This window comes from Pedobacter sp. WC2423 (genome assembly GCF_040822065.1).
Lineage (GTDB): Bacteria > Bacteroidota > Bacteroidia > Sphingobacteriales > Sphingobacteriaceae > Pedobacter.
This window is the reverse complement of record NZ_CP162005.1, coordinates 3,613,530-3,631,071: the sequence shown is the minus strand read 5'-3', so window position 1 is coordinate 3,631,071 and position 17,542 is coordinate 3,613,530. Positions and strand designations below refer to the sequence as shown.

Below are 17,542 nucleotides of genomic sequence, written 5' to 3'. Positions count from 1 at the left end.
ATAAATGAACAGAATCGTTGTTTTATGCGGTATGCTATTCCTGACCCTTTCGTCAGTTGCCCAGCGCCTGCCTGTTTCGGCCAGGGATAGTATACGCATTAAACAACTTTTTTTTGCAGGTCTGAGCGATAAGCTCAAAGATAACTACGTAAAGAGCAATGAGAACTTTACGAAAATAACGGCTATTGATGCTGGTAATGCCGCTGCCTGGTATGAGATTGCTTTGCTGAACTTCAGACAGAATAGAATGCCTGAGGCTGAAACAGCTAGCACTACGGCAGTTAATATGGACAAGAATAACCCATGGTACTGGAAATTACTGGCCGAAATTTACAAGAGTACCGGTAATATGGACCGCCTGATTCCGGTTTTTGATCAGTTGATCCGCCTTGCTCCGGATGAGCAGAATTATCAGTTTGACCGTGCCAATGCGATTGCGATCTCCGGCAGAAAGGAAGAGGCCCTGGCCGCCTATACACTGATAGAAAAGAAATTTGGCCCCTCAGAGGCGCTCTCAAGAGCACGTCAGCGAATTAAAGCAGGGCCACAGGAGGTTGTTGCGCCTGTAAATGCAACCGAGGCAATGGCAGCAGCAACTTTGTTCCTCTCTCAAAAGAAATTTATGGCAGCTTCCAGAGTATTGGAAAATATCGCCAGTACACATCAGGATGATCCGCTTTTTCTGGCACTTTATGGGGATGTCTTGTACGAAACCGGAAATCTTCCGGCTGCACTGGAACACTATAAAAAGGCATTGAAATTGACCGATCAGTTGTATGGGGTTTGGGAGAAAGTACTTAATATCTCTATTCTGATGGGACAGTACAAACAAATGATCGGTTTTGGAGAGGCTGCTCTGGCAGTTTATCCAAATCAGGCTATTTTATATTATTACATGGCCTTCGCCCTGCATCGGGAAGATCAGAATAAAGAGGCACTGGCGCATATTAAATCGGCAATGATGCTGGATGGGGAAAATAAAGAGCTTCAGGCACTGATTTCCGCATTACAGGCAGAGATTTTAATTGATCAGGGTAAAGTGGCTGCGGCAGACCAGGCTTTTGAGAAAGCTGTAGGGCTGGATCCGCAGAATTTCCTGATTATGAACAATTATGCGTATTACCTGGCGTTAAGGAATGAGAACCTGGATAAAGCAGAGGCACTGATCGCAGTTGCCGCCAAAGCGCTGCCCCGGGATGCTTCTGTAGCGGATACTTATGCGCTTATTTTGCTGAAAAAAGGTAAATATGAACTGGCCAGAGCATGGATAGAAAAATCCCTGCGGAATAATGAGGCTGAAAATAGCGTTTACCTGGAGCATTATGGCGATATATTGTTCCATACAGGATCACCCGATGAGGCGTTGGTACAATGGAAAAAGTCATGGGATGCAGGCAATGATTCACCGCTTTTAAAACGAAAAATAAATGAGAAAAAGTACCTTACGAAATAGTCTGCTGATTCTTTTGCTGTTAAGCACCGCACTGGCCTGCAAGACCAAAAAAGCGATTGTTAAAACTCCTGATGTGGCTGTTGTGCCTGCGGCTAACCGTAAGAAAGCGGAAAACCTGGCACTGCTTAAAGGAAAAGATATGCCTTTCAATACGCTTTCCATGAAAGGGAAAGTAAGTTTGGATATGAACGGGAATGTTAATAATGTGAACATCACCATCAGGATTCAGAAAGATCAGAAAATCTGGGCAAGTGTGACCGCTATTGCAGGAATTGAAGTCGCCAGGGCACTGATTACACCGGACAGCGTTCTTTTACGGAACAATTTACAATCGCTGGCCGTTAAAAAGCCTTTTAGCTATTTGAATAGTTTTACCAATAAACAGGTCACTTTCAAAATGCTGCAAGCTATTTTGACGGGAAATACGATTGCTGAATTTACGAATGATCAGGCTGAGCTGAATTCGAATGCGGGCGTGTTTACAGCGAGCGGGACGCAAGGGGAACTGGCCTTCAGGGTCTTGTTTAATACGCTGCTGAAAACGGGTGAGCTGAATATGAATGAGGTAAGGGCAGCGAAAGCACTGAAAGTTGTATATTCAGATTATCAGCAGGTAACAGACGCTTTGTTCCCTTCTGTAATCAAAATCAATTCTCTGTCAGGGACTAAGAAAACCAATCTGGCATTTGACTTTTCAAAAATAGAACGCAATGTTCAACTGGATTATCCGTTCACTCTTCCTAAAAGGTTTGAGATAATAAACTAATTTTTTTTATACTTTTGATGCAATGAAGCTACATAAATTACTTTTATTTCTTCTTTTTATCGCGTTTGCGCCGGCAGCCTTTGCTCAAAGCAGCTCTCAGTTAAAGCGGAAGAAAGAAGCCATCCAGCGTGAGATTGAACTTTTACAGAAAAACCTGAATAAGGCAGCTCAGGGTAAGAAGCTTACTTTAAGTGAGATACGTGCATTGAGTACGAAAATTAGCTTAATGCAGAGTAAAATCACGGTCATCAACTCAGAAATAAAAAATCTGGACAATGAGATCCATGAGAATAAAAACACCGTACATTCATTGCAGGGTCAGCTGGCACAACTTAAAAAAGAATATGCCGGAATGATCAGGTTTGCACAGCGCAATAAAAATTCATACGATAAGATGATGTTTATTTTTGCTGCACGTGATTTTAACCAGGCTTATAAAAGAATAAAATATTTACAGCAATTTGGCCAGTACCGCAAAAAACAGGCTGATTATATCCAGGGAACCGAAAAGAACCTGAACTATAAGATTGTAGTGCTGGATAAAAGCTTAAAAGCGAAAAGCAGTTTATTAAAAGAGCAGGAAACTGAACAAGGTAAACTGGCAAAAAATAAAAATGAACAGGCTACGGTATTAAACCAGTTCAGTAAACAGGAAAAACAATTTGGCCGGGATATCGCCAAAAGAAAGAAACAACAGGCCGCAATTGACCGTGAGATCAGAAATGCCATTAACAGGGAGATTGCTTTAGCCAGAAAAAGAGCGGAAGAAGAGGCAAGGGTTGCCGCAGCGAAAGCAAGAGCGGAAAGTAAACCTGCTCCGGCAGAGAAACCAAAACCAAAAAGTGGTAACTACCTGACGGCAACGCCAGAGGCAGCGAGGTTATCAGCAGGATTTGAAACCAACAGAGGACGCTTACCGTGGCCGGTGGCTTCAGGATCAATCACTGAAGGTTTTGGAAGACATACAGAAGGTCAGGCCGGATATACCAATGATGGGGTAAACATCATGACCAGTGAAGGCGCAACGGTACGTGCGGTGTTTGGTGGAGAAGTGTTATTTGTAACGGTGATCCAGGGGATTTATGTAGTTGCAATACGCCATGGGGAGTATTTCACGATTTATCAGAATCTGAAATCACCAAGTGTATCTAAAGGAGAAAAAGTAGAAACCCGCCAGAGTATTGGTACGGTTGCCACAACTTCTGACGGAGCGGTACTGCATTTTGAAATTATGAGGGGACAGTCAAAACTGAATCCTGAGGCATGGATTGCAAAATAAATTAAAGGGGCATTTCAAAGCAGATCCTTAGTGTATCAGTTTAATGACATTAGAAAGCCATTAGAACTGTAATAAAATACAAAAGGTGCGCCTGAAAAATGTTTATATTTGTTAGTCTAATAATTTAATTGATATGTATACTGGAGTAGTATTAGAATTTTTAAATATGGGTGGAAGCGAAATCATGCTTATCCTGGCCGTAGTACTGTTGTTGTTCGGAGGTAAAAAATTACCGGAGCTGGCAAGAGGATTAGGAAAAGGGATCAGAGATTTTAAAGATGCCTCAGAAGGAGTGAAACGCGAAATTCACCGCAATATCAATGCGATGGATATTGATGATGAGATCAAAGCAACAGATGCTGCTTACCCGGCAACCGGTACAGCTGCGTATGATGCAAATCATGCAGTTCATATTGATCCGTCAGCACCGTCACATACCGTTGCAGAAACACCAGTAGCAGCAACAGCAGAGACGCACGTAACGCCAGCAGCAGAAGTACACCACGTTACGCCGGTGACAGAAGCACACGTAACACCAGCTGCAGAAACGCATGCAACAGGAACAACTGCTGCGGAAGCACCATCAGAAATAGAAAAAAACAAAATTTAACTCAATAACCATGTTAAACACAACAATATTAGCAGCACTGGGTACACCAGAGATCATTATTATTTTGGTAGTTGTTTTGCTGCTTTTTGGCGGTAAGAAAATTCCTGAACTGATGCGTGGACTTGGTAAAGGCGTTAAAGAATTCAAAGACGGTAAAGAAGGAGCAGACGAGCATGTTGATCCTAACAGTACCCATAAACCACAATAGGTTTAGTCGAATTTTTAATCTTTATAGACCTTAGTATAATTGAAGAAGTATAACTCTCTATCAGAGATACAAGCACTTATTGCGCAAAAAAAGCTTGATCTTCCTGATTTACTTGACTATTATTTTACGCAGATAAAAACACAGCAGCACCTCAATGTATTCAATGAGGTGTTTGTCGATTCTGCAAAAAAGCAAGCAGTCAGCGTTCAGCAAAAAATAGACAATGGTACTGCCGGTAAGCTGGCAGGCATGGTGATTGGTATCAAGGATAATATCCTGTATAAAGACCATATCACGACTGCTTCTTCAAAAATGCTCGAAGGATTTATTTCTCCTTATTCTTCTACAGTCGTTACACGGCTGATCCGGGAAGATGCAATTATCATCGGCAGAACAAACTGTGATGAATTTGCTATGGGAGGCTCTAATGAAACATCTTATTACGGCACGGTACGCAATGCTGCAGATACGGAAAGAGTAGCCGGTGGCTCTTCAGGAGGTTCTGCTGTCGCTGTACAGGCTGATATGTGCCTGTCTGCGCTGGGTACTGATACGGGTGGTTCAGTTCGTCAGCCAGCCGCATTTTGCGGTTGCTATGGATTAAAACCAACTTATGGACGTATTTCAAGATATGGTGTAATTGCTTATGCCTCTTCTTTTGATCAGGTAGGCCCGATTACTTCCTCAGTAAGTGATGCCGCCTTACTTTTAGAAGTACTGGCCGGCGCTGATGAAAATGACAGTACTGTATCCCGCTTACCCGTTCCTGGTTACCTGGCTGCACTGGATAATGCTTCTCCAAAGAAGATTGCCGTGCTGAAAGAAACTCTGGAAAGTGAAGCACTTGATCCGGATATCAAAGCTGCAATCCTGCAGGCAATAGAGCAGTTTAAAGAACAGGGCCATACTATTGAGTATGTATCTTTCGATTTGCTGGAATATCTTGTTCCTGCTTATTACGTCTTAACAGCCGCAGAAGCTTCTTCTAACCTGTCCAGATATGATGGGGTTCATTATGGTCACCGTAATTTACAGGCTGAAAATCTGAATAGCTTATACAAGAAATCCAGAGCTGAAGGTTTTGGAGACGAAGTAAAGAGAAGGATTTTACTGGGTACTTTTGTACTGAGTGCAGGTTACTATGATGCTTACTACCAGAAAGCACAACAGGTAAGACGTTTGATCAGAGATAAAATCGAAGCGCTGCTGGTTGATTTTGATGTGATCCTGACACCGGTTGCACCTACACCACCATTTAAAATAGGCGAAAATATACAAGATCCGCTGGTGATGTATATGGCCGATATTTTTACCGTACTGGCTTCGTTGACAGGGGTTCCGGCAATAGCTATCCCTCTGGGCAATAATAAGCTGGGTTTACCGTTAAGTCTTCAGTTAATGGGCAAACACTTTGAAGAAGGGGCGTTACTTTCCCTATCCAAAAGTTTTACTTATGTTAGCTCCACCTGAATCATAAACCAAAGATTATAATTGCAGCACTGCAAGGACCGCCTATGAAAAGAAATGTACTTATCCTCTCATTTTGTGTATTAATCCTTGCAGCTTTCCATAGCAATGCGCAACAAAAGATCAATAAGCTCGACTCTATTTCTCCGATCAGCTTCCTGACTACTACTTATACTGGTGATACAACAGCAGTACCTGAAGTTTTAGAAAATCCATTATTTTACAATTATAATTTCACTTATAAAAAACGTCTGGACTCTATTCAAAGAGCTATTCCGCTGACGTATAATGAATCCGTACAACGTTACATTGATATCTACAGCAGCAGAAAAGATATGATGGGCAAGATGCTGGGCCTTTCTGAATATTACTTCCCGATTTTTGAAAATGCACTGAAAGCTTACGATGTTCCTATGGAACTTAAGTTTTTGCCAATCATAGAATCTTCGATGAATTCACATGCGATTTCCAGAGTCGGGGCAACCGGCTTATGGCAGTTTATGTTTTCTACAGCTAAAGACTATGGACTGGGCATGGACAACTTTGTGGATGAACGTAAGGATCCTATTCAGGCGAGTTATGCTGCGGCAGCTTATTTTAAGGACGCCTACAAGAACTTAGGCGACTGGTTACTGGCTATTGCAGCTTACAATTGCGGAACAGGTAATGTTAACAGAGCGATTGCAAAAGCACATTCGAGAGATTTCTGGGCGATCAGGCCTTTCCTGCCACAAGAAACACGCAATTATGTACCTGCTTTTATTGCGGCAATCTACGTGATGAATTGCCCGGATAAACATCAGATTAAAGCGCAGAAATCATTGTTTGCCATTAAAACCGATACTATCCAGGTGAGCCGTTTTGTTTCTCTGACAGAGCTGGCAGCAGCATTGGCGATGGAAGAAAGCGATCTGTGTACTTTGAATCCTTCGTACAAGAAGAAAATTGTTAACGGGTCGGAAGATGAGCCTAAAAGAATTATTGTACCTAAAGTAAGCCTTGTCAACTTCGAAGGTATTTACGAAGTGCTGAATAACCATACGGTAGAAACCAGTACGCGGGTTATACTGGCTTCAAATGATGACAGAAGGCTGCATAAAAAACGCAAAGAAGCTGGCCAGAGCAGTACTCAGGTCAAATATCATAAAGTAGGCGCAGGCCAGAATTTAATTGCAATTGCCAATCAGTATAATGTTGAAGTGCAGGATTTGCGCGTATGGAATAACTTAAAGGGAAATACTATCGTTCCCGGACAACGTTTAATCGTCGCTCAGAAATCAGGTCACTCCCGTGGAACTGAATCCAAATCTGGCAGGAAATACATCTCTTATAAAGCGAAGAGCAAATCCGGATCAAGAATAACAGACAGGCTATAAAACGGGCCTTGTTCTTTTTGTTCATTTCTGTTTGAAATATCTTTTTCCTGAAAGATTTCTCCATATTCGTTTTGTGCATTTTTTTTTTAAAATCACTGTTAACCCTATTTAATTTTGCCTTTTATTGGTTTAAATGGCTTGTAACGCGAGTTTTAAATCTGCGTTAAATTTATGTAGACCGATGTGTTTTTATTTTAGTGCGTATTAAAAGAATTGTAACTTTAAATCTTTTATCCAAATAAGCGTATGAGCAAAATTAACAGGAAACAAGATGCATTAGATTACCATTCCCAGGACAGGCCGGGTAAGATCGAAGTTATTCCAACCAAACCGACCAATTCACAAAGAGACTTAGCACTGGCTTATTCACCAGGAGTAGCTGAACCTTGTTTAAAAATTGCTGACCACACAGAAGATGTTTATAAATATACGGCTAAAGGTAACCTGGTTGCAGTAATCAGTAACGGAACAGCTGTTCTTGGCCTGGGTAATATCGGGCCGGAGGCCTCTAAACCAGTTATGGAAGGTAAAGGCCTGTTGTTTAAAATATTCGCTGATATTGATGTATTTGATCTGGAACTCGACACGACTAATGTGGACGATTTTGTCAAGATCGTTAAAGCGCTGGAACCTACTTTCGGGGGTGTTAACCTGGAAGATATTAAAGCACCAGAATGTTTTGAAATTGAACGTCGTCTTAAAGAGGTCATGAACATTCCGGTGATGCATGATGATCAGCATGGAACAGCAATTATTTCTGCTGCTGCACTATTGAACGCCTGCGAACTCCAGAAGAAAAAAATAGAGAAGGTTAAAATTGTGGTTAACGGTGCGGGTGCAGCTGCTATATCCTGCAGCCGGCTGTATATTTCATTAGGGGCTAAAAAAGAAAACCTGGTGATGTGTGACCGGTCTGGCGTTATCCGCAATACGCGCGAAAACCTTGATCCTACCAAAGCTGAATTTGCCACTTCAAGAAACCTGTCTACTTTGGCAGAAGCAATGAAAGACGCAGATGTATTTATTGGTTTATCGTCTGCGGACTGTGTAACAGTAGACATGTTAAAGTCAATGGCACGCAACCCGATTGTTTTTGCTATGGCTAACCCTAATCCGGAAATTGCTTATGAACTGGCTATCAGCTCACGTAAGGACTTAATTATGGCAACAGGCCGTTCTGATTACCCTAACCAGGTGAACAATGTACTGGGCTTCCCTTATATATTCAGAGGTGCATTAGATGTACGGGCTACAGGAATCAACGAACCGATGAAAATTGCAGCGGTACGCGCGATTGCTGAACTGGCTAAGAAATCTGTTCCTGAAGCCGTTAATATGGCTTATAACGAAAGAAATATCAAATTCGGTAAGGAGTATATTATTCCAAAACCAATGGACTCGCGTTTAATCACCAATGTTTCTATGGCAGTTGCAAAAGCAGCAATAGATTCTGGTATTGCCCGTAAAATTATTACGGACTGGGATGCATACGCAGAAGAGTTAAAACAAAGAATTGGCGGGGATGATGCGATTATGCGTGCCATTACCAATAAGGCTAAATCTGATCCTAAACGTGTTGTTTTTGCAGAGGCTGATAACTATAAGATTTTAAAGGCTGCGCAAATTGTGAAGGATGAAAACATCGCTATTCCTATTTTACTCGGAAATAAAGAGGTGATTCAGCAGATTATTGCAGAAACGGCGCTGGACCTGGAAGGAGTATTGATTATCGACCCTCTGGAGGATGCCGAACGTATGGCGAGGTATTCAGAATCACTTTATCAGAAAAGGCAACGTAAAGGAATCACGCTTTTCGAAGCCACTAAATTAATGCGGAACAGGAACTATTTTGGTTCTTCGATGGTGGAATTCGGAGAGGCTGACGCGATGATTTCCGGACTGACAAGAAATTACGCCTCTACCATCAAACCTGCCTTACAGATTATAGGAACAGCAGAAGGGGTGAACAGAGTTGCAGGGATGTACATGATGATGACCAAAAAAGGACCTGTTTTCTTTGGTGACACGACTGTAAATGTAAATCCGACGGTACAGGAACTGGTCGATTTAACCTTATTATTGGAACGTGCGGTAGCTAAATTTAATATACAACCAAGAATTGCTTTACTTTCTTATTCTAACTTTGGGTCTAATGACGGTGAAGTTCCTCAGAAAGTTAGACAGGCGGTAAAAATATTACACGATAAGCATCCTGAGATTCTAGTAGATGGAGAAATGCAGGCTAATTTTGCAATTAGCAATTCTTTGTTAAAAGATAACTTTCCTTTTAGTAGATTAGCGGAAAGCCCGGCAAATACGCTCATCTTCCCAAACTTGGAGTCTGGAAATATTGCCTATAAGTTATTGCAGGAATTAGGTGAAACAGAGGCAGTAGGCCCAATATTATTAGGATTAAAGAAGCCTGTACATATTGTACAGTTAGGAAGTTCTGTACGCGAAATTGTGAATATGGTCACGATCGCAGTATTGGATGTACAGGGTAAACAAGCAGGCGAAAAGCCTAAAAGAACAGGGTTATTAAAGAAAACGAAATAAAGTATAAAATATTATGTTTGATTATATTGATGGCAGGTTAACGTTTAAGTGTCCTGCTTATATTGTGGTAGAGGCGGGTGGTATTGGATATCACATCAATATATCATTGAATACCTACAGCAGTTTAGGAACTGCCGAGCGTTGTAAAATCTATGTATGGCTGCATGTGAAAGAAGATGCACATACTTTATATGGATTTATTGACGAAGGAGAACGCCGGTTATTCCTGCACCTGATTTCAGTGTCTGGTATCGGGCCGAATACCGGGCGTATGATGCTCTCTTCTATTACGCCGGCCGAAATTCAAACTGCTATAGTCAACGCTGATTTACCTTTGATACAACGTATCAAAGGTATTGGTGCCAAAGGAGCACAGCGGATAGTTTTAGAGCTGCAGGATAAATTGAAAAAAGAAGGTACCGGGTCGTTAATTGCCGCGCCTTTAAACCATACGGTCAGAGAAGAGGCATTATCAGCATTAACGATGCTTGGATTTGCAAAAGTACCAGCGGAGAAAGCGATAGATAATGCAATCAAAAATGGCGGACTGGATTTAACTGTTGAACAGATGATTAAAATAGCTTTAAAGAACTTATAAAAAAATACCTACCATAAATTCCGAGCCTTTGAGAAACACTTTTACTTTAATCATTTTATTGATTTTTTCCTTTTGGGGACCACAAGCTTTCTCGCAGATAAATCCGGAGGACCGTTATCAGGACACCACCAGAAACAACTTTGGGCTGAAAGAAAAACAGCGTTTAGGTATCCGTCAGCCATTTAATTCATTTACACCGCAGCCAGATAATATCAAAAGAGAGGTAGAGTTTGATGCGGCCAATAAACGTTATATCATCAGGGAAAGAATTGGGGGGAGATTTTTTGGCCGTCCTCAATACCTGACTATAGAGGAATACCAGCGCCTGGTCAATTCTGAAATGAAAAGAGGCAACTGGCGCGTAATCTCCAATGCAGAAACGGAAGAAATCAGAAGAACAGGTGTTATTCCAAGTCTGACAGTTAATAACAAGTCATTTGATAAGATATTTGGCGGGAATCAAATTAGTATCCAGCCCAGGGGTGAAGCAGAGCTTACCTTTTTAGGACGTGTAAACAAGAATGAAAACCCGCTGTTCAATGAGCAGCAAAGAGTACAGAGCAATTTTGATTTCAACCAGCGGATCCAGATGGATCTGGTGGGGAATATCGGAACAAAGCTGAAGCTGAACATGAACTATAATACCGAAGCGCAATTTGATTTTGAGAATCAGATCAAGCTGGATTATACGGGCGGGGAAGATGATATCATCAAGAAAATAGAGGCGGGTAACGTAAGTTTACCTTTAAGCACCTCGCTGATTACAGGTACACAGGCGCTATTCGGGATCAAGACCCAATTGCAATTCGGCAGATTGAATGTAACGACCGTATTTACGCAGCAGAAATCACAATCCAGGGAGTTGCAAATCAGTAATGGGGCGCAGCATAATGATTTCCGGATAACCGGTGATAGTTATGAAGCTAACAAACATTATTTCCTGGCAAAATTCTTCAGGGACAATTACAATAAGGCCATGGCCAATGCGCCCAATTTGCTGTCGGGTGTAAATATCACGAAAGTAGAGGTCTGGATTACCAATAAAACAGGCAATACACAAGATTCAAGGGACGTTTTAGGTTTGATGGATCTTGGAGAGAATCAACCTTATAGTGCTTTGTTCACAGGCGGGGCAGCTTTTTCACAGGCCCCATCGGGCTTTTCACTTCAGGGAATAAGGCAGTCTAATGATATCTTAACTAAATTACCTGCGGGGGCAAGGTTCACGAATTCGAATGATGTAATTTCTTACTTTCAGGCTAATAGAGGAACGGATAATTATGCGAAGTTAACTTACGCCCGTAAGCTTGCAGACCGTGAATATACTTTCCATTCTCAACTGGGGTATATCTCCCTGAACAATGCCCTGAACTCAGATGAAGTACTGGCTGTAGTTTTCCGCTATACTTACAATGGAGTAGAGTACCAGGTCGGTGAATTCTCTACCGATGTACCTTTTGATCCGAATACGCCAAAAGTATTGTTTGCTAAATTACTGAAAAACGAAACCACTAAAACCAATCTTCCAACCTGGAAGCTGATGATGAAGAACATCTATTCTATAGGTGGCTACCAGATCAGTCCTCAGAACTTTAAACTGGATATCTTCCGTCTGGACAATGAGACGGGTATTGAAAGACCAGTGATGACTGAGGGGGTCAATACAACCAACAAATTATGGATTAACTTAACCGGTCTGGACAGGCTAAATCAGCAAAATGACCGTAAGCCGGATGGAGTATTTGACTTTCAGGCAGAGGATAAACCTTTCACCAGTACTTCGAGCGGAGTACCGCCTACCACGATCAGCAGTATTGGTAACATTGGTACGAATGGAAATAACGGGCTTGCGGCTTTTGCCACAAACATGAGTAAAGGATATATTACGATCGATCCTTTAAACGGACGTGTTATATTCCCGGTAGTAGAACCTTTTGGCAGAGATCTGGCCGCCCAGTTTAACCCGGGAGAGCAGAATCTGATTGATAAATATACTTATACTGCGCTGTATGACTCTACGAAAGTAGTTGCACAGCAGCTTTTCACTAAGCAAAACAGGTATATCATTAAAGGGGGCTATCAGTCACAGGTGGCTTCAGAATTCAGTTTGAATTCAATCAATGTTCCGGAAGGATCTGTAAAAGTATTTTCCGGAACTATCCCTTTACAGGAGGGTGTCGATTTTACGGTTGATTACCAGGGTGGAAGGGTAAGTATCATCAATACCGGTGTATTGCTGTCTGGTCAGGCCATCAGGATTACCACCGAGAACAATGAGCTGTTTGGTTTACAGCAGCGTTCACTGTTTGGTACCAGGCTGGATTATAAAGTGAATAACAAGCTGAATTTAGGGGCAACTTATATGAACCTTTCAGAGAAGCCGCTCACACCAAAAGTAAATATCGGAGAAGAGCCAATTTCGAATACGATCTGGGGAATGGATTTGAATTATAGTACTTCTTCCCGGTTCTTAACAAAGATGGTAGATAAGCTGCCTTTCATTTCTACAAAAGCTCCTTCCAAGTTCTCTTTCTCGGGAGAATTTGCCCAGCTGGTACCAGGACACCCAAAAGCAATCAATAGTTTAGGGGATAAAGGCGGAACAAGTTACCTGGATGATTTCGAAGCTTCACGTTCAGTTATTGACTTAAAGAGTGCAATTGCCTGGCAGATTTCAGGTACACCACAACTCTTCCAGGAAGCAGGATTAACAAATGACCTTGCTTATGGATACAATAGAGCAAGACTTGCTTTTTATAATATTGATCCTACATTTTATAACAGAACAGCTTCTAATATTCCTGCAAACTTAAGGAACAACAAAACGGAGTTATCCAATCACTATGTGAGGGAAATTATTGAACAGGAGGTTTTTCCTTTTAAAGAAACGCCGACAGGACAAGCGGTTTCTTTGCCCACACTGAACGTAGCCTTTTATCCGAATAAACGTGGACCTTACAATTATACGCCGAGTGGTTTCAGCAGTAACGGGGATCTGATGAATCCTAAAGCACGCTGGGGAGGGATGTTCAGAAAGATCGAGACCAATGATTTCCAGGCGCTGAATATTGAATATATAGAGCTGTGGGTAATGGACCCTAATATTTACAAGACGAATGCCGCTGGTGGAGATTTATATTTTAACATTGGTAATATCTCTGAAGATATTCTGAAAGATGGCAGAAAGTCATTAGAGAATGGATTGCCGCCAGATGGAGATCCGGCTAAATTTGATGAAACGAATTGGGGGCGGGTTCCAAAATTACAACCGGTAGTTCAGGCGTTTGACAATGATCCTGCTGCGCGTAAAGCACAGGATGTTGGTTTGGATGGATTGGCAGATAATGACGAGAAAACCAAGTTTGCACCTGTCCTGAACCAGATTGTTCCGCAGTTAAGTCCTTCAGCTGCCAATGAGCTGCAGGGTGACCCGAGTTCAGATAACTATACTTACTTCAGAGGCCCGCAGCTGGATCAGGAAAATGCAGGGATTCTGAAACGTTATGAAAAATACAATGGAACAGATGGAAACTCGAAAACCTCTCAGCAATCTTTAGCAGATTTAGGCATCGATAACTCTGCATCTACTTCTTTGCCAGATGGCGAGGATGTAAACAGAGATAACAACATGACGCAGTCGGATGAGTATTTTCAGTATAAAGTATCAATGCGTAAAGGGGATCTTGAAGTTGGAAAAAATTATGTAACAGATGCGGTGACTTCACAGGTGAAATTAGCCAATGGACAAACGCAGCCGGTTACCTGGTATCAGATCCGTATCCCTCTGGCAGATTATCAGCAGAAAGTAGGAAATATCCAGGATTTTAAATCGATCAGGTTCTTCAGGATGTTTCTGACTAATTTTGCAGATACAACCATCTTAAGGTTTGCTAAAATTCAGCTGGTAAGAGGAGACTGGAGAAAATATAATGACCAGAATATCGGTACACAGTTAATTACTGACCCGGGACTAAATAACACTGTAACACCAGATAATTCAACGATTGAAGTGAGTACAGTAAATATTGAGGAAAATGGAAAACGTACACCTATTCCTTATGTCGTACCGCCGGGAATTCAAAGGGAACTTGATTTCAACAACTACAGAACCAATACAAGATTAAACGAGCAATCTCTTTCTTTTATTGTGCGGAACCTGCGCGATGGTTATGGCCGCGCAACTTTCAAGACTGCATTGAATGATTTCAGGTCTTACAAAAGACTGGAAATGTTTGTCCACCTGGAAGCTGTAGGAAATACCGTAATTAACAATGGTGACCTGAGTGCCTTTATCAGGATCGGATCGGATAATCAGGACAACTATTATGAGTATTCGCAACCGCTGACAGTTACACAACCCAACACAAATGACCCCTATGCAATCTGGCCGGATGCCAATAAGCTGGATATCCAGTTATCACTTTTTCAGGATATTAAACTGGCACGTAACCGGGCTACTATGGCTAATGGGGCAATTTGGGATATTACCAAGCCTTTCTCTTATGTGATAGATGGTAAAACCGTAACGATTAAAGGACAGCCTGATATGAGCCAGGTCAAGGTTTATATGCTTGGGGTGAAAAATCCATTAAAACTGGCTGCGGATCCGCGTGCGGATGACGGGTTGGAAAAAAGCGGGCAGATCTGGTTCAATGAACTTCGCTTAACTGAATTTGATGAACGTGGCGGATGGGCAGCAGCAGCAAGAATGAATGCACAGCTGGCTGATTTTGCGGAAGTGAATATTTCGGGAAGTAAGTCAACTATTGGTTTCGGCTCACTGGACAAAAGGGTGAGTGAAAGAAACAGGTCTGACAATACCTCTTTTGATATTTCATCCAATATGGAATTGGGTAAGTTCTTCCCTAAAAAATCGGGCATCAAGATTCCAACTTACATCAGTTATTCCAAGCAGGTGAGCACCCCTCAGTATGATCCGAAAATGCCGGATATTGAATTGAAGACTTCTCTGAAAGGAGCGTCTGCTGAAGAGCGGAAAATTATCCTGGATTATTCACAGGATTATACCACACGGAATAGTATTAACTTTACGAATGTTCACAAAGAGCGGACAGATCTGACCAAAGCGCCTAAGCTTTGGGATGTAGAAAACTTTAGCGGAACCTATTCTTTTACTAAAATCCTGCACCACGATTTTATCAATCAGAGTTCGATACAGAAAACCTATTTCGGCTCCCTGGCTTACAATTATTCCGGACAGTCAAAGAACTACAGGCCATTTGATAAACTGATTAAGTCGAATTTACTGACGATATTAAAGGATATTAACATTAGCCCGATGCCAACATCGATCAATTTCAGGATTGATGTGAACCGTTATTATTCAGAGAATAGCTTGCGGAACAATGATCCGGGAAATTCAATACCAATCAATACGACTTTCAATAAAAATTTCCTGATCACCAGGGTATATGCAATTTCATGGAATCTGACCAAATCTCTGACACTGGATTTTGATGCGACAAATTATTCTATCATTGATGAACCAGAGGGTAGAGTCAATGGGCTGAAGCGTGATACGGTCTGGCAGAACCTGCTTAGACTGGGCCGTACCACAGACTACAGCCATAATATGAATATCACCTATGCTTTGCCGGTCAATAAGATCCCTGGCCTGGACTGGATCAATGTGGCCACAAGGTACGGGACCAACTTTACCTGGAATACAGAGCCGCTTTCTACTTTGAGAGATCCGCTGATCAACCTGGGGAATACCATTCAGAATGCAAGGACGATCCAGATCAATCCAACTTTTAACTTTACGGGTTTATACAATAAATTTGGTTTGTTAAAGCGCGCGAAGAATAATGACGGAGGCCCTGGAATTTTATTAGGTTTGTTAACGAGTATTAAGAATATCAATGCAGCCTATACCCAGACCAAAGGGATATTCCTGCCTGGTTATACGCCACAGACAGATTATTTTGGAATTGATAAATTCTCCGGAGCACCGGGCTGGGGATTTGTATTCGGTAGCCAGCGTGACATCCGGGAAATGGCGATCAGAAATAACTGGATTACACACGATACGTTGCAGACCCAATTGTATATCAATACCATGAGAGAAGATTTAAGTATTACAAGTGTGATCGAGCCTTTCCGTGATTTCAGGATTACCCTGACGGCCAATAAAAACAGAACGATGAATTATTCAAGTAATTTCAGATATGATAATACGAGTCAGGCTTTCCGTAACCTGAGCCCGTCAACCACTGGTGATTACAGCATTTCATTTATCTCATTGGGAACTGCATTTTCTGAAAATCCAGGAAGTACTGTTTCAAAACTGTTCAATCAGTTTATGGCAAACAGATCGACTATCTCGGCGCGTTTAGGTGCCATCAATACGAATTCTAATGGCCTCTCTGGCGGCTTTGCTGATGGATATGATAAGAATTCTCAGGATGTACTGATCGCTGCATTTATGGCGGCTTATACTGGTAAGGATGCTGCTAAGGTAAGCTTGAATTCTTTCCCTAAAATACCTTTGCCAAACTGGCGCATCAATTACGGCGGATTAACGCGATGGGACTTTTTAGGTGATTATTTCAAGTCGATTGATTTGAGACATTCTTATCGCTCTATTTACAGTGTGAATGGATTTAATACACTGGCCCGCTATCAGGAAACTGACGGGTATGTGAGCAGCAGGGATGACAATAAGAATTTCCTTCCTTTCTATCAGTATTCACAAGTAACGATTGCCGAACAGTTTGCACCGCTGATTGGAATTGATACCCGTTTAAAAAATAACCTGACTGCTAATTTTGAGTTGGGCAGAACACGTTTGTTAGGTTTGAGTTTAGCGAATAGTCAGCTGGCACAACTGTCTGAGAACAACATGGTGTTTGGTTTGGGTTACCGTACTACTAAATTCAGATTTCCTTTTGGATTGTTTAAACAGCTGAAAATGGATAATAATATGGACTTCAAACTGGACATTTCCATCCGGGACAATAAGACTGTGATTTACAGGGCGGATATATCTGAGGCAGAAATTTCTTCGGGTGCTAAAAATATTACCTACCGGCCGAGTGTGGATTACATCCTGAATCAGCGTTTTAACATTAAGGTTTTCTACGATTCAAATATTACCAAGCCCTATACTTCGCAATCGTTTAATACTTCATTCAGTAATTTTGGATTTAGTTTGAGGATCACACTTAATTAAGAAAAGTAACGTTTTGTATAAAGTATATATTAATTAC

At 41.6% G+C, this 17,542-nt stretch carries 10 protein-coding genes; all 10 read left to right on the top strand.

From position 1 onward, the window contains the following. Positions 1–4 precede the first annotated feature (4 nt). The 10 genes from AB3G38_RS14910 (at position 5) to sprA (ending at position 17,505) form a co-directional block, all read left to right on the top strand. Positions 5–1,453 (top strand): tetratricopeptide repeat protein, encoded by a 1,449-nt coding sequence (locus AB3G38_RS14910; protein ID WP_367864666.1) that lies wholly within the window; start codon positions 5–7, stop codon positions 1,451–1,453. Then, positions 1,428–2,219 (top strand): DUF4292 domain-containing protein, encoded by a 792-nt coding sequence (locus AB3G38_RS14905; protein WP_367864665.1) that lies wholly within the window; start codon positions 1,428–1,430, stop codon positions 2,217–2,219. Before AB3G38_RS14910 ends, AB3G38_RS14905 begins: the two co-directional genes overlap by 26 nt. A 22-nt stretch (positions 2,220–2,241) precedes the next feature. Next, positions 2,242–3,498: a murein hydrolase activator EnvC gene (locus tag AB3G38_RS14900; RefSeq protein ID WP_367864664.1), complete on the top strand. Its 1,257-nt coding sequence runs from the start codon at positions 2,242–2,244 to the stop codon at positions 3,496–3,498. Between the two features lie 133 nt (positions 3,499–3,631). After that, complete coding sequence (gene tatA / locus AB3G38_RS14895) at positions 3,632–4,108, top strand: twin-arginine translocase TatA/TatE family subunit (protein ID WP_367864663.1); 477 nt, start codon at positions 3,632–3,634, stop codon at positions 4,106–4,108. A gap of 10 nt (positions 4,109–4,118) precedes the next feature. After that, positions 4,119–4,316, top strand: a complete 198-nt coding sequence (locus tag AB3G38_RS14890; RefSeq protein ID WP_068405561.1) for a twin-arginine translocase TatA/TatE family subunit — start codon at positions 4,119–4,121, stop codon at positions 4,314–4,316. Between the two features lie 39 nt (positions 4,317–4,355). Then, a complete protein-coding gene (gatA, locus tag AB3G38_RS14885; RefSeq protein ID WP_367864662.1) occupies positions 4,356–5,786 on the top strand; it encodes an Asp-tRNA(Asn)/Glu-tRNA(Gln) amidotransferase subunit GatA in 1,431 nt (476 codons plus the stop codon). A gap of 44 nt (positions 5,787–5,830) precedes the next feature. After that, positions 5,831–7,159, top strand: a complete 1,329-nt coding sequence (locus AB3G38_RS14880) for a transglycosylase SLT domain-containing protein (RefSeq protein WP_367864661.1) — start codon at positions 5,831–5,833, stop codon at positions 7,157–7,159. Positions 7,160–7,405: 246 nt separating this feature from the next. After that, entirely contained in the window at positions 7,406–9,715 is a 2,310-nt protein-coding gene (locus AB3G38_RS14875) for an NADP-dependent malic enzyme (protein ID WP_367864660.1), read from the top strand. Positions 9,716–9,728: 13 nt separating this feature from the next. Next, a complete protein-coding gene (ruvA, locus tag AB3G38_RS14870) occupies positions 9,729–10,313 on the top strand; it encodes a Holliday junction branch migration protein RuvA (protein ID WP_367864659.1) in 585 nt (194 codons plus the stop codon). A 28-nt stretch (positions 10,314–10,341) separates the two neighbouring features. Beyond that, positions 10,342–17,505: a cell surface protein SprA gene (gene sprA, locus AB3G38_RS14865; RefSeq protein ID WP_367864658.1), complete on the top strand. Its 7,164-nt coding sequence runs from the start codon at positions 10,342–10,344 to the stop codon at positions 17,503–17,505. Positions 17,506–17,542: the final 37 nt, after the last annotated feature.